The organism is Sedimentibacter sp. MB31-C6 (genome assembly GCF_035934735.1).
In the GTDB taxonomy this organism is placed as follows: Bacteria; Bacillota; Clostridia; order Tissierellales; family Sedimentibacteraceae; genus Sedimentibacter.
Genome location: NZ_CP142396.1, coordinates 2,960,400 through 2,973,514, shown reverse-complemented (window position 1 = coordinate 2,973,514; position 13,115 = coordinate 2,960,400). Strand labels below are relative to the sequence as shown.

The following is a 13,115-nucleotide window of genomic DNA, read 5'->3' as shown; positions in this document are numbered from 1 at the left end:
TTGTACAATATTTTACAATTAATTTCAATGGTGGATATTAAAGGTATTAACATACATTATGAATAAAATGACCTCGAATTTAAAACAAAAAAATAACACCTAAGCAATCTATTGACTTTCTAAGTTACCAAATGTTGTAATATATTACTTTAATGGTAAAATAGATATAATAGTAGGTGTTTGCGCCTTTAATTGATAATAAACGATAAATAAAATATCTTTTATAACATTTCTATCTGTTCATTTCTGTTTAATATTTTTTTAAGAAATGATTTTCTATGTATTTCAGTAGGTCCGTAAATTTGCAATGCTTGGACATGGTCTTTAGTTCCATAACCCTTATTTTTTGCAAATTTATATTCTGGAAAAGTTTTATCTAATACTGTCATTTGTCTATCTCTTGTAACTTTTGCAATTATTGAAGCTGCGGCAATGCCATGACATTTTTCATCACCTTTTATAATATTATGCTGAGGTATATGTAAATCTAATTTTTCAGCATCGATTAACAAACAATCAGGTACTATCTTATTGCCTTCTTTATTTTTAAGGTTTTCTATTGCTTGTTTCATAGCAAGTTTAGTTGCATTTTTAATATTAATTTTATCAACTGTATTACAACTAATTTCACCTATACCAATGGCAAGTGCTGATTGTTTTATTATATCAAAGAGCTTATCTCTTTTTTTAGGTGTTAATTTTTTCGAGTCATTCACACCGTCGATTAGTAAGTTTCTAGGCATAATAATAGCACAAGCAACAACACTACCTGCGAGACATCCTCTTCCTACTTCATCAATACAAGCTATATTTTTATAACCATTATCCCAAAGTTCCTGTTCTATTTTAAGCATATGTACCCCCAATTACTATTACTATTATCAATAACTCAGTTATTTAATTATAAAATAATAAATAATAGTTTATATTTTCTAAATTTTTATATCGAGAATTAAGATTTTTCTAAAGTGATTTTACCTAGCTTTCCACTTCTAAAATCATTTAAAATTAAACTGCTAACTCTTAAATAATCAATTTCAGTTTTATTATATAATAAGTTTCGCTTCAAAGCAATATTTTCCATTATATTTAGAGCTTTGTCATTGTTTTCCACACCATATTTTTCAATAATCGCTTTTTCTTTACCTAAGTGTTGCATTTTTTCTATAAATTTCAATCCTATTTCTTCTAAAACTAAAACTTCATCTTTAATTGCTCCAGTAAAAGCAAGGTTTAATGCACTTTCTTCGTTATCAAATTTTGGCCAAAGTATACCTGGAGTATCTAATAAATCAATATTACCAGATAGTCGTATCCATTGCTTACCTTTAGTAACACCTGGCATGTTTCCTGTTTTGGCGCTTTTCTTTTTTGCAATAGAATTTATAAGAGTTGATTTTCCTACATTAGGAATTCCTACTATCATTGCTTTAATTGTTTTGTTTAATAATCCTCTTTTTTTATACCTTTCAATTATTTCCCTAGATGCTTCTGCTATGGCCATTTCGAGTTTTCTAAGTTCTTTATTATTAGTAGAATTATATAATACTACTGTCCATCCCTTACTTTTATAATATTCTTCCCAATTTTTATTTGCAACTGGATCAGCTAAATCATATTTATTTAATACAATTAATCTCTTTTTATCTTTAAAAAGAATATCAAAATCCGGATTTTTACTACTTATGGGAATTCTTGCATCAATAACTTCTATTACAATATTTACTAACTTAAGATTTTCATGAAGCAGTTCCTTTGTTTTTTTCATATGTCCTGGATACCAATTTATATTCATATATACCTCTTTCTATTACGGCTAAATTACCTGTAATTTTTTTCTTCTACCCTGTTTTTCGCTCTCTACTGTTTGGGTTAGTGTATACGCAGTCTCACTCACCAATTTATTTGCTCCCTACGGTCGCATAAATTGGGAGTTCGTTGCGGTTGACCTACCAACCATTTTTTTCTCCCTACGGTCGAAAAAATGGGGTTAGTGTATACGCAGTCTCACTCACCAATTTATTTGCTCCCTACGGTCGCATAAATTGGGAGTTCGTTGCGGTTGACCTACCAACCATTTTTTTCTCCCTACGGTCGAAAAAATGGGGTTAGGTCATACAAAAATTGAGGGCAGATGCCCTCAATTGATTAATAATTCCTTAATTCTTTAACTTTAGCTGCTTTACCAGTTCTTTCTCTTAGATAGAACAATCTAGCTCGTCTTACTTTACCTTTTCTTACTACTTCGATTTTTTCAATTTTAGGAGAATGAATTGGGAAAGTTCTTTCAACACCTACTCCGTAAGAAAGTTTTCTTACGGTAAAAGTTGCTCGGTTACTTCCGCCTTGTTTTTTAATTACAATACCTTCGAATACCTGAACTCTTTCTCTGTTACCTTCTTTTATTCTAACGTGTACTTTAATTGTATCTCCCACATTAAAAGGTGTAACTTCACTTTTAACTTGTTCTAATTCAATTGATTTTATTAAATCCATTTGTATACCTCCCTTCGCTTAAGCGTTCTTAATACTTTTTAACGTATAGAGGACCGCCGTATACTCTAATGCATTATAGCATAATTGTTATAATGCTTACAACAATTATTTGTATATTTTTTTTAATTTGTTGTATTCTTCTATAATTTTTTCATCTTTTATTAAATCTGGACGTCTATCGAGGGTAACTTCAATTGCTTTAAAACGACGCCACTCTTTAATTTTTTTATGATGACCAGACAATAGAATATCTGGAACTTTTATATTTTTGTAGCTTTCAGGCCTAGTATATTGTGGGTATTCCAGTAAATTATTGCTATGAGATTCTTCTATTGAAGATTCATCAGATCCTAATACACCTGGTATTAATCTACCTACTGCATCAATAATCATAAGAGCTGGAAGTTCTCCACTTGTCATCACATAATCTCCCATAGAAATTTCTTCATCCACATATTTGTCTATGATTCTTTGATCTATGCCTTCATAATGTCCAGCGATAAGTATTATATGTTCTTTAGCAGAAAGCTCCTTGGCCTTTTTTTGTGTAAACAAATTGCCTTTTGGTGATAAATAAATAATATATGAATTGTCTCGTTTTATAGCATTCAAAGCATTAAACATAGGTTCAGGTTTTAACAGCATACCTGGACCTCCACCATATGGATAATCATCCACTTTTTTATGCTTATCTTCAGAATATTCTCTGAGATTAACATATTTCAAATTAAATGTATTATTATCAATTGCTCTGCCAATAATTCCGTTTTTAGTATAAACATCTATTAGCTCAGGAAATAAAGTTATTACATCAAATGTCATTCCAAAAGCCCCTCTATAACATTTATAATCATTATATTGTTTTTTAAATTTACTTCTTTAACAACATCTTTAATGGCAGGTATTAAATAGGAAGTATTATTATTTTTCACTTCATATACATCATTAGCGCCAGTTTGATAAATTGTACTTATATTACCTAAATACTTTCCTTCTGTTGAGTACACCTTAAGACCTTCAAGGTCAAATAAATAATATGTACTCTCTGGAAGTTTTCTCAACTGGTCTTCCAATATAGAAATATAGGTATCTCGAAAACTTTCAGCAGTATCCATATCTTCAATATTCTCTAAATAAATATAAACCATGCCTTTTCTATACCAAACATCTTTGATTTTTCTTTTAACATCATCCATTTCTGTGTAGATGTAGTCGAGTTCATCAAATCGATTTAAATCGTCAGTTAATGGTATACATTTCAAGTAACCTTTTACACCATGAGTATTAACTATTTTTCCTACCTTTATATAATCTTTCATATTTACCTCTGTTGTCAAAATATATAGGGATTAGTTTTCTAATCCCTTGAGTAGGCATTATTGAATAATTTCAACTATAACTCTTTTGTTATCTTTTGTAGCAGCAGCTTTTACTACTGTTCTTATTGCCTTAGCTATTCTACCTTGTTTACCAATTACTTTACCCATATCATCAGGAGCGACTTTTAATTCTATTATAAGTGATTGACTTCCTTCTACTTCAGTTACTGTTACAAGATCCGGATTATCTACTAGTGATTTTGCTATATATTCTACTAATTCACCCATTTATATCACCTCTTATTTGTTTTCATCTCTTTTTTCATAAATACCATTAGTTTTAAATAACATACTAACTGTATCTGTAGGTTTTGCTCCATCGTTTAACCATTTAATAGCACTTTCATCGTTAATTTTAACTACTTTTGGTTCAACTACAGGGTTGTAATATCCGATTTCTTCTATAAAACGTCCATCTCTTGGAGAACGAGAATCAGCTACAACTATTCTGTAAAAAGGTTTCTTCTTAGAACCCATTCTTTTTAATCTGATTTTTACTGACATTATTGTCACCTCCTTATAGTATATAAGCTTTTGTTTATATATGTGATGTAGGAGGACGCATTGTAATACGCCCTGCGGTTTGCATACAATGCAAACCCTACAGTCATAACATGAATTTAGCATGTAGGGACGATTGTATACATCCTATGTTTTACAAATATGCAAACCCTACAAGTTAAAATGGCATTTTGAAATTACCAAGTCCACCTAAGCCACCTTTTTTCTTACCCATTTTTTCCATAGAAGAAAACTTCTTCATCATTTTACGCATTTCTTCATATTGTTTTAATAACTGATTTACTTTTTGAACTGAAGTTCCACTTCCAGCAGCAATTCTTTTTCTTCTGCTTCCATTTATTAATGATGGACTCATGCGTTCTTTTTTAGTCATTGATTGAATTATAGCTTCAGTATGTTTTAGTTCTTTTTCATCAACCTTTAAGCCTTTAAGTTTCTTATTGCCACCTAAACCTGGTATCATTTCCAGTATTTCGTCTAAAGGTCCCATGTTTTTCATTTGTTGTAATTGTGATAAAAAATCTTCTAAGTTGAATTCTTGAGTTTTTAATTTTTTTTGTAGTTCAATGGCTTGTTTTTCATCAAAGGCATCTTGAGCCTTTTCAATAATTGATAATACATCTCCCATGCCAAGTATTCTAGATGCCATTCTGTCTGGATGAAAAGTTTCTATTTGATCCATCTTTTCTCCCACAGACAAAAATTTTATAGGTTTATCTACAACATTTCTAATTGAAAGGGCAGCACCGCCTCTTGCATCTCCATCTACTTTTGTTAATATTACACCTGTAATTTCCAAGTATTTATTGAATGTTTCAGCAACTTTTACTGCATCTTGACCAGTCATTGCATCTAATAACAAAAGAATTTCTTCTGGATTAACAGTTTCTTTAATTTGAACTAGCTCTTCCATTAGCTCTTCGTCTATATGTAAACGACCAGCTGTATCTATAATAACAATATCATTACCATTTTTTAAGGCATGTTTCATTGCCTCTTGAGCAATAATTACTGGACTTGTTTTATCACCCATTGAAAAAACAGGAACATCTACATTTCCACCAACGACCTCTAACTGTTTTATAGCTGCAGGTCTGTAAATGTCACAAGCAACAAGCAATGGCCTTTTACCTTCTTTTTTTAACTTTTTAGCAAGTTTTCCTGTTGCTGTTGTTTTACCAGCACCTTGAAGACCACACATCATAAAATATGTTATATCATTTGGACTAAAATTAAGCTTACTTTCTCCTTCGCCCATTATATTAACTAGTTCATCGTGAACTATTTTAACAACTTGTTGTCCAGGGGATAGACTATCCATTACTTCATGGCCCAAGGCTCTTTCTTTTACATTGTTTACAAACATTTTAACTACTTTATAGTTAACGTCAGCTTCAAGCAATGACATTTTAACTTCTTTCATTGCTATATCTATGTCTTTTTCTGTAAGCTTGCCTTTACCTCTTAATTTCTTTAATGTATTTTGAAGTTTATCAGATAAATTTTCAAACATTGAATTCTACCCTTCATTTATTATTTTACGCGCTTCTGTAATTATATTATCTGTTGTATCTTTATATTTTTCATCAGTTATACTTGCAGTAAGCCTTATTATATTTTCTGCAACCTTATAGTATTTTTTAAACTTGAAGTGTAATTTAATTTTCTTTTCATATTCTATCAAGCTCTTTTCAGCTCTCTTAAGTGCATCATGTACACCCTGTCTGCTAATGTTCATGTTTTCAGCAATTTCAGACAAGCTGTAGTCCTGATTATAATATAGGTCAATTATATTTGCCTGATTTTCTTTCAATAAATCTTTATAATAGTCATAAAGTATACTATATATAAAATTTTTCTCTGACATATAATCACCTACTGTAAAGTTTTTTACTTGACAGTGAATTCTACCGCATTATAGTGATTTTGTCAATAGTTTTTTAAAATATTTTATTATGTTATAACAATTATTCGAAAATTGCATTTACAAAGTTTTCTGCATCAAAATTTTGCAAGTCATCAATTTGTTCTCCAACACCAATATATTTTATTGGAATTTGTAATTCATTAACGATAGGAAAGGCTATTCCACCTTTGGCAGTTCCATCTAGTTTAGTTAAAATCAATCCATTTATATCGCAAGTTTCTCTAAATAATTTAGCTTGAATAATACCATTTTGACCTGTTGTTGCATCTATTACTAAGTAAACATCAATTTTGGCTTCTGAAAATTCTCTATCTAATATCTTAAATATTTTGCTTAATTCATTCATTAAATTTTTCTTATTATGCAATCTACCAGCTGTATCACATATTAAAACATCACTATTACGAGCTTTAGAAGCATGAATTGCATCAAAAATTACTGATCCAGGATCTGAACCTTGCTCTGATGCAATAATATCTACATCTGCTCTATTGCACCACTCTTTAAGTTGTTCAACTGCTGCTGCTCTAAATGTATCAGCAGCTGCTACAATTACTTTATTACCTGAAGATTTTAATCTATATGCAATTTTACCTATAGAAGTTGTTTTACCTACACCATTTACACCAACTACTAATATTACCCTTTGTTGCTTTATATTATCTTCATTTTTTTCGTGTTTTTTTAACATATTAATTAAATATTGTTTTATTATATTTTTAATTTCTGTAGTATCTTCGATTTTATTTTTCTTTACTTCTCCTTTTATATATTCAATAATATCTAAAGTTGTTTCAACTCCCATATCAGATGTAATAAGAATTTCTTCTAACTCATCCAGGAAGTCCTCATCTATTTTTTTATGTTGAAAAACAATGTTCTCAATTTGTTCTGTAAGATTTTTCTTTGTTTTTGATAAACCTTCTTTTAGTTTAGCAAAAAATCCTTTTTTCTCTGGTTTCATTATTTCCTCCTAAAAATATATATAATACAAATTGCTATCCTCTAAATTAATTTATCATCAACATCCGATAGTTTTAATGATACTAATTTAGTTACTCCTTTTTCCTCCATAGTTACACCATATAGAATATCAGAATTTTCCATAGTTCCTTTTCTGTGAGTAATTACAATAAATTGTGTTTCCTTTGAAAATTCTTTTAAATATTGAGAAAATCTAACAATGTTTACATCATCTAAAGCTGCTTCGATTTCATCTAGTATACAGAATGGCGTTGGTTTTGTCTTTAATATTGCAAATAATAAAGCAATAGCAGTTAAAGCTTTTTCTCCACCAGAAAGCAATGAAATCTTGCTTAATTTTTTTCCTGGTGGTTGTATTGCAATTTCAATATTGCTGTTTAATGCATCAGCCTCATCTTCTAAATAAACATCTCCTTTTCCGCCATTAAATAGTTTAGTAAAAACTTCATTAAATTTCAATCTAATATTTGTAAATTCTTCTAAAAATCTATCTTTCATCTTCAATTCAAGTTCTTTTATAACATCATTAAGTTGTTCTTTAGCATCTATTAAATCTTTCTTTTGTTTAGTAAGGAATTGGTATCTATCTTTTACTTCTTTATATTCTTCAATTGCATTTAAATTAATATTACCGAGCTCTTTTATAGCCTTCTTATATTTGTTAACATCATTATAAAGTCTAGATTGACTGACACTATCATCTTTATAATTCAAAGCCATGGCATAATTCAATTCATATTCTTCCCAAAGTTTTGTTGAAATATCTTCAATACGAGACTTTTCTCTTTCAATTTTTACATTCATTGAATTTTCATCATCTAATGCATCTGTTAAAGCCTTGTTTGCATCATTGATTTTATTTTGAAATTCATAAATTTCATTTTGTATCTTTGATAAATTTTCTTTATCATTACTGTATTTTATATTGATATCATTAATTTCTATTTTCAATTTTTCAATTTTTATAGTATATTCATTTATTAATTCAGTAGCCTTTTGTATTTCTCTTTCAGTATTTTCTAAATTTTCTATTTTTGAATTTTTATTATTTTTATTTCTTTGAATTTCAGATTCAAAATTACTTATTTTTTCTTCAATAAGCTTTATATCTTGATTAATCTGAGAGACCTGATCTCTCTGTTTCAATATAATAGAATTATACTCTTCATACTTTTTCTTATTATCGTCATTTTGCAAAGCAATATTTTCAATATTCTTTTCTTTTAAGTCTATTTTTTCTTTACATATTTCTTTTTGATTTTCAATATCTAAAATTTCTTTTTCACGTTTTGCTTTTTCTTCCTCAATATAATTTAATTCTTTTAAATATTTATTAATTACAACTGATGTTTTTTCAACCTGTTCTTGTAACATGTTCTTTTTAGATTCTGACATATTATATAAATTATTCTTTTCACTAATGTCATTATTAATTTTGTTAATTGACTCATTACATAGTTTTAAGTCATTAACAAGTTTACTTAACTCATTATTTTTAATTTCCAAATTCTTAGAATCCTTTTCAATTAAAATTTTACATTCTTCAATTTCTCTTTTTCGTCCTAAAAAGTTTTGATTTCTCCCAACATGTCCACCAGTTACAGATCCTCCTGAATTAATAACATCACCTTGTAAACTTACAATTTTAATAGAGCCACCAATTTTTTTTGATATTTTAAATCCATTATTTAAGGTATCTACTATAAGGATTCTGCCTAATAAATGTTTTATAACCTTGTTATATTTTGTGTCTGTTTCAACTAGCTTATCTCCAGTATTAATTACACAAGGATCATATAAAACAGCTTTTTCAAATTGATTCAAACTTCTTTCTTGAATTGAATCAATTGGCAAAAATGTTACTCTTCCTATTTTGCTTTCTTTCAAATAGTCTATGATGGCTTCAGCTTCTTTTTCACCTTTGACAATAATATTTTGTATTGCTGAACCTAATGCTATTTCAATAGCTGTTTCATATTCTTTTTTTGTTTTAATTATATCGCCAACAGTTCCTAATATGTTTTTTTTAAGCATTGCATTATTATCTTTTTTATTCATTAGAACTTTAATGCTTTTAAAATAACCATCATAATAAGCTTCCATATTAGACAAAATATTATGTTTTGATTTTGTGCTGCTTAATTCATCTCTTAATCTATTTATTTCTGCTTCTAAATTGTTTTTTTTATCTTCAAAAATTTTAAATTTATTAATTTCTTCTTTTAGTTCTTGTTTTTCTAAAGTTAATTTTTCTTTTATTTCATTTTGTTCATTTTTAATCTTTATTATTATATCATTTTTATTATTATTTTCTGTTTCTTCTTCAGTGATTTCATTTGAAAGTTGTTGTATTCTTTCTGTATCATTATTCATAAAAGATTCAATTGTGCTTTTTGTACTATTAAGTTTATTTATTTCTTTGTTGAGTTCAAATAAATCATTTCTTTCTTTTTCAATTGCATTAACAATCTTATCTATTTCTGCTTTATATCCCAATATTTCAGAATTCATAGAATTAAATTTATCAGTATTGCTTTTTAAACTTTCCTCATATTTAACTTTTTCTATTTTTAATTCTTCAATGGAATTTTGTATTTCTTGATTTCTTTTAATTAAAGATTCTATTTCTTCTTGAATATTATTGATATTATTTTTGTATAAAAGACTCTTTTCACTATGCACATGACTTAAACTTAAATAATTTTCATATTCTTTATTTTTAGCTAAAAGAATTTCTTCAACTTCTTTTATTTTTTCTTGAAGACTATTAATTTTTTCTTTTTGATTCATTATAGTTTCAGAAAAAGCTTCTCTTCTTTTTTGAAGTTTCTCTTTTTCTTCTATAGTCTGTTTTTTTTGATTATCTAACAATTTTAAAGCTTCATTATGTTTTTCATATTCTCTCACAAAGTAATTTAATTCATATTTTTTCAAATCACTTTTTAAATTAATATATTTTTGTGCAATATTACTTTGTTCTTTTAAAGGTTCTAAACGTTCTTCTAATTCATGTATTATATCTTCAACTCTGTCGAGATTGTCATTTGTTTTTTCAAGTTTCCTTTTTGATTCTTCTTTCCTTGTTTTGAATTTTACGATACCAGCAGCTTCTTCAAACACTTCTCTTCTAGTATCGGAATTAGGACTTAAAATATCTTCAACCCTACCTTGTCCAATAAATGAATAACCATCTCTCCCAATACCTGTATCCATGAATAGTTCTTTAATGTCCTTAAGTCTACATTGTTGTTTATTTATATAATATTCGCTTTCTCCAGTTTTATAAAGCTTTCTTTTTATACTTACTTCTTTATATTCAATTGGAATAATACCTGATTCATTATTGAAAATTAAATTAACCTCTGCATATCCTAAGGGCATTCTTTTTTGAGTTCCAGCAAAAATTACGTCGTCCATTTTTCCGCCTCTTAAAGATTTAGCACTTTGTTCACCTAATACCCATTTAATAGCATCTGAGATATTGCTTTTTCCACTTCCGTTAGGACCAACAATTGCAGTTATACCTTTTTCGACCATTATATCAGTTTTTTCGGCAAAGGATTTAAATCCATTTACATATATTTTTTTTAAAAACATATTGCCCCCTAATTTAACGTAAGTAGTTTTTATAAATTTGTGAATTTTCAAAACTACCTATCTTATTATATTCATTATATATTTCAATTAAATTTTCATTATTTGTCTCTTTAAATGAGATTTTATTAATACCAAACATTTTTTTAATATTTATAAAATTTGATTTCTTATGTCCAATGATATAATTTATAGTTTTTTTATTAGCGTATATTTGTATAGAATGATTATTTATTTCTGTATCACTCAATATTTTAATTAATGAAGATAAATATATTTTTTCTTCTACAAGTTGTCTAAAAGCAGGATGAAAAGGACCTGCAACAACATCTTCATTTGAATTTATTGATTCTGTATTTTGAAGACCTATACGGATTACATTAATATTTTTTACTTTATATAAGGAATAAATTTTTGCTGATATATCAATTGCTTCTTCTAAGGTAAGCGGGTTGTAAATGCCCTTGTCGTACATATCAACAAGGGCTGTATCCTTGATTATTAAAGTGGGATATATTCTTACTATTTCTGGTTCCATAGCTATTGATTCTTTGCATGTTTGTATGTCGTTTTCCTTAGTACTTCCTGGTAAACCGGGCATAATCTGATGTCCAAGTATAAAATTATGTTTTCTGATAAGCAAACTAGCATTTTTTGCATCATTTTTACTATGTCCTCTGTTAGATAAATTCAACACCTCATTATCCAAACTTTGAATTCCAAGTTCAATAATATTCATTCCATATTTTTTATGTAAATATAATATTTCATCATTTATTGCATCAGGTCTTGTAGAACATCTAATTTTATGAACTACACCTGAATCTTTATAATATTTTCCTACTTTTAATAGTTCTTCTTGTAAACTTAAGTCTATAGCTGTAAAACTTCCACCAAAAAATGCAAGTTCTGTATATGTATTTTCATCAATAGTTTTTCTATATTCTTCAATAATATTTTTAACATAGGTAGAGTTAACTATTACATTATCTTTACCAGTAATTCTTCTTTGATTACAAAATACACAGTCATTAGGACATCCTATATGGGGAACAAAAACAGGAATTATTTTCATTTTTTTACTCATTTAATTGCCCTTCAGATATTAATGCGTTTTTGGCAGCATCTTGCTCTGCTAATTTTTTACTTTTACCAACACCACTACCAACTACCTTTTTATTCACTAAAACACTAACATGAAACATTTTTTCATGATCAGGTCCTTCTTCCTTTGTAACGATATACCTAATTTTACATGTTTGTTTAATACCTTGATAATATTCCTGTAAATTTGATTTGAAATCAGTAATAATTTTTCCTTTTACGGCAAGCTGTATATATCTTCTTAAATTATCAAGAACAAATTTTTCAGCTTCTTTATAGCCTCCATCTACATAAATAGCAGCAATAATTGCTTCTACAGCATCCGCAAGTATGGATTTACGTTCTCTTCCTCCTGAAGCTTCTTCTCCTTTACCTAATAGCAGATAAGTGCCTACATTTAAATTTGCAGCAACTAAACTAAGGGTATCTTCACATACAACTTGTGACCTAAGCTTTGTTAAATCTCCCTCTGGATAATCAGGAAATTTATCAAATATAAATCTACTTACAGCAATACTTAAAACGGAATCTCCTAAAAACTCTAATCTTTCATTGTTAACCTTTAAATATGATTTATCCTCATTTGAATAGGAACTATGGGTTAAAGATTTTTCTAATACTTCTATATTACTAAATTTATATTTTAAAATTTTTTCAAATTCATTAAGTTCTTCTAAGTTAATAATCACAACTACCTCCATCTTCTATTGTAAGTTATAATTTTTTATTACAGCCATGAAAGTTTCATAGAATTAATAAAAAATTATAATATCAGTATTAATTATTTTTATTTTCCAAATTATCGACAAATTCAAAAGAAAGTAGAAGAATCTCCTTTTTAATTTATAAGTAGATTCTTCAAGTATTCTGCATCATTAATTGCCTATAGTTTCTTCTAAATAATGTACAATATCCCCTACTGTTGAAATACTTTCAATATTGTCATCATCAATTTCAATGTCGAACTCATCTTCGATTGACATTACTAGTTCAAATAATGAAATAGAATCTGCTTCTAAATCATCAGAAAAGGAGGTTTCCATTTTAATATCTTCAATATCAACATTTAATTTTTCTGCTACTAAACTTCTAATTTTTTCAAACATACA

General features: G+C 27.9%; 14 protein-coding genes. All 14 read right to left on the bottom strand.

What is annotated here, in order from left to right; all coding sequences use genetic code 11:
- Positions 1–221 precede the first annotated feature (221 nt).
- Positions 222–854, bottom strand: a complete 633-nt coding sequence (locus U8307_RS14280; RefSeq protein WP_326908936.1) for a ribonuclease HII — start codon at positions 852–854, stop codon at positions 222–224.
- 98 nt (positions 855–952) lie between these two features.
- Complete coding sequence (ylqF, locus tag U8307_RS14275) at positions 953–1,795, bottom strand: ribosome biogenesis GTPase YlqF (RefSeq protein ID WP_326908934.1); 843 nt, start codon at positions 1,793–1,795, stop codon at positions 953–955.
- A 353-nt stretch (positions 1,796–2,148) separates the two neighbouring features.
- Positions 2,149–2,496 carry a 50S ribosomal protein L19 gene (gene rplS, locus U8307_RS14270; protein WP_326908932.1) on the bottom strand — a complete coding sequence of 116 codons (348 nt, stop codon included), beginning with the start codon at positions 2,494–2,496 and terminating at the stop codon, positions 2,149–2,151.
- 105 nt (positions 2,497–2,601) lie between these two features.
- Positions 2,602–3,318 carry a tRNA (guanosine(37)-N1)-methyltransferase TrmD gene (trmD, locus tag U8307_RS14265; RefSeq protein WP_326908930.1) on the bottom strand — a complete coding sequence of 239 codons (717 nt, stop codon included), beginning with the start codon at positions 3,316–3,318 and terminating at the stop codon, positions 2,602–2,604.
- A complete protein-coding gene (rimM, locus tag U8307_RS14260) occupies positions 3,315–3,815 on the bottom strand; it encodes a ribosome maturation factor RimM (protein ID WP_326908927.1) in 501 nt (166 codons plus the stop codon). The genes trmD and rimM overlap by 4 nt, the downstream gene beginning before the upstream one ends.
- Before the next feature lie 57 nt (positions 3,816–3,872).
- A complete protein-coding gene (locus U8307_RS14255; RefSeq protein WP_326908925.1) occupies positions 3,873–4,103 on the bottom strand; it encodes a KH domain-containing protein in 231 nt (76 codons plus the stop codon).
- 12 nt (positions 4,104–4,115) lie between these two features.
- Positions 4,116–4,379 carry a 30S ribosomal protein S16 gene (gene rpsP / locus U8307_RS14250; RefSeq protein ID WP_326908923.1) on the bottom strand — a complete coding sequence of 88 codons (264 nt, stop codon included), beginning with the start codon at positions 4,377–4,379 and terminating at the stop codon, positions 4,116–4,118.
- A 175-nt stretch (positions 4,380–4,554) separates the two neighbouring features.
- A complete protein-coding gene (gene ffh / locus U8307_RS14245; protein ID WP_326908921.1) occupies positions 4,555–5,910 on the bottom strand; it encodes a signal recognition particle protein in 1,356 nt (451 codons plus the stop codon).
- Positions 5,911–5,916: 6 nt separating this feature from the next.
- The gene (ylxM, locus tag U8307_RS14240) at positions 5,917–6,264 is read right to left on the bottom strand and encodes a YlxM family DNA-binding protein (RefSeq protein ID WP_326908920.1); all 348 of its coding nucleotides are present in this window, start codon (positions 6,262–6,264) and stop codon (positions 5,917–5,919) included.
- Positions 6,265–6,364: 100 nt separating this feature from the next.
- Positions 6,365–7,288, bottom strand: a complete 924-nt coding sequence (ftsY, locus tag U8307_RS14235; protein WP_326908917.1) for a signal recognition particle-docking protein FtsY — start codon at positions 7,286–7,288, stop codon at positions 6,365–6,367.
- A gap of 41 nt (positions 7,289–7,329) precedes the next feature.
- Entirely contained in the window at positions 7,330–10,905 is a 3,576-nt protein-coding gene (gene smc, locus U8307_RS14230) for a chromosome segregation protein SMC (RefSeq protein ID WP_326908915.1), read from the bottom strand.
- 13 nt (positions 10,906–10,918) lie between these two features.
- A complete protein-coding gene (locus tag U8307_RS14225; RefSeq protein ID WP_326908912.1) occupies positions 10,919–11,989 on the bottom strand; it encodes an elongator complex protein 3 in 1,071 nt (356 codons plus the stop codon).
- Complete coding sequence (gene rnc / locus U8307_RS14220) at positions 11,982–12,695, bottom strand: ribonuclease III (RefSeq protein WP_326908910.1); 714 nt, start codon at positions 12,693–12,695, stop codon at positions 11,982–11,984. Before rnc ends, U8307_RS14225 begins: the two co-directional genes overlap by 8 nt.
- Before the next feature lie 186 nt (positions 12,696–12,881).
- Positions 12,882–13,112 carry an acyl carrier protein gene (gene acpP, locus U8307_RS14215; RefSeq protein ID WP_326908909.1) on the bottom strand — a complete coding sequence of 77 codons (231 nt, stop codon included), beginning with the start codon at positions 13,110–13,112 and terminating at the stop codon, positions 12,882–12,884.
- Between the last annotated feature and the right edge of the window lie 3 nt (positions 13,113–13,115).

Bases quoted from the DNA above. Each gene is read 5' to 3' on its own strand.
- ylxM (WP_326908920.1), bottom strand. From the start codon at position 6,264: ATGTCAGAGAAAAATTTTATATATAGTATACTTTATGACTATTATAAA.
- smc (WP_326908915.1), bottom strand. From the start codon at position 10,905: ATGTTTTTAAAAAAAATATATGTAAATGGATTTAAATCCTTTGCCGAA.
- rimM (WP_326908927.1), bottom strand. From the start codon at position 3,815: ATGAAAGATTATATAAAGGTAGGAAAAATAGTTAATACTCATGGTGTA.
- rplS (WP_326908932.1), bottom strand. From the start codon at position 2,496: ATGGATTTAATAAAATCAATTGAATTAGAACAAGTTAAAAGTGAAGTT.
- rpsP (WP_326908923.1), bottom strand. From the start codon at position 4,379: ATGTCAGTAAAAATCAGATTAAAAAGAATGGGTTCTAAGAAGAAACCT.
- acpP (WP_326908909.1), bottom strand. From the start codon at position 13,112: ATGTTTGAAAAAATTAGAAGTTTAGTAGCAGAAAAATTAAATGTTGAT.
- ylqF (WP_326908934.1), bottom strand. From the start codon at position 1,795: ATGAATATAAATTGGTATCCAGGACATATGAAAAAAACAAAGGAACTG.
- U8307_RS14280 (WP_326908936.1), bottom strand. From the start codon at position 854: ATGCTTAAAATAGAACAGGAACTTTGGGATAATGGTTATAAAAATATA.
- trmD (WP_326908930.1), bottom strand. From the start codon at position 3,318: ATGACATTTGATGTAATAACTTTATTTCCTGAGCTAATAGATGTTTAT.
- ffh (WP_326908921.1), bottom strand. From the start codon at position 5,910: ATGTTTGAAAATTTATCTGATAAACTTCAAAATACATTAAAGAAATTA.
- U8307_RS14225 (WP_326908912.1), bottom strand. From the start codon at position 11,989: ATGAGTAAAAAAATGAAAATAATTCCTGTTTTTGTTCCCCATATAGGA.
- ftsY (WP_326908917.1), bottom strand. From the start codon at position 7,288: ATGAAACCAGAGAAAAAAGGATTTTTTGCTAAACTAAAAGAAGGTTTA.
- U8307_RS14255 (WP_326908925.1), bottom strand. From the start codon at position 4,103: ATGGGTGAATTAGTAGAATATATAGCAAAATCACTAGTAGATAATCCG.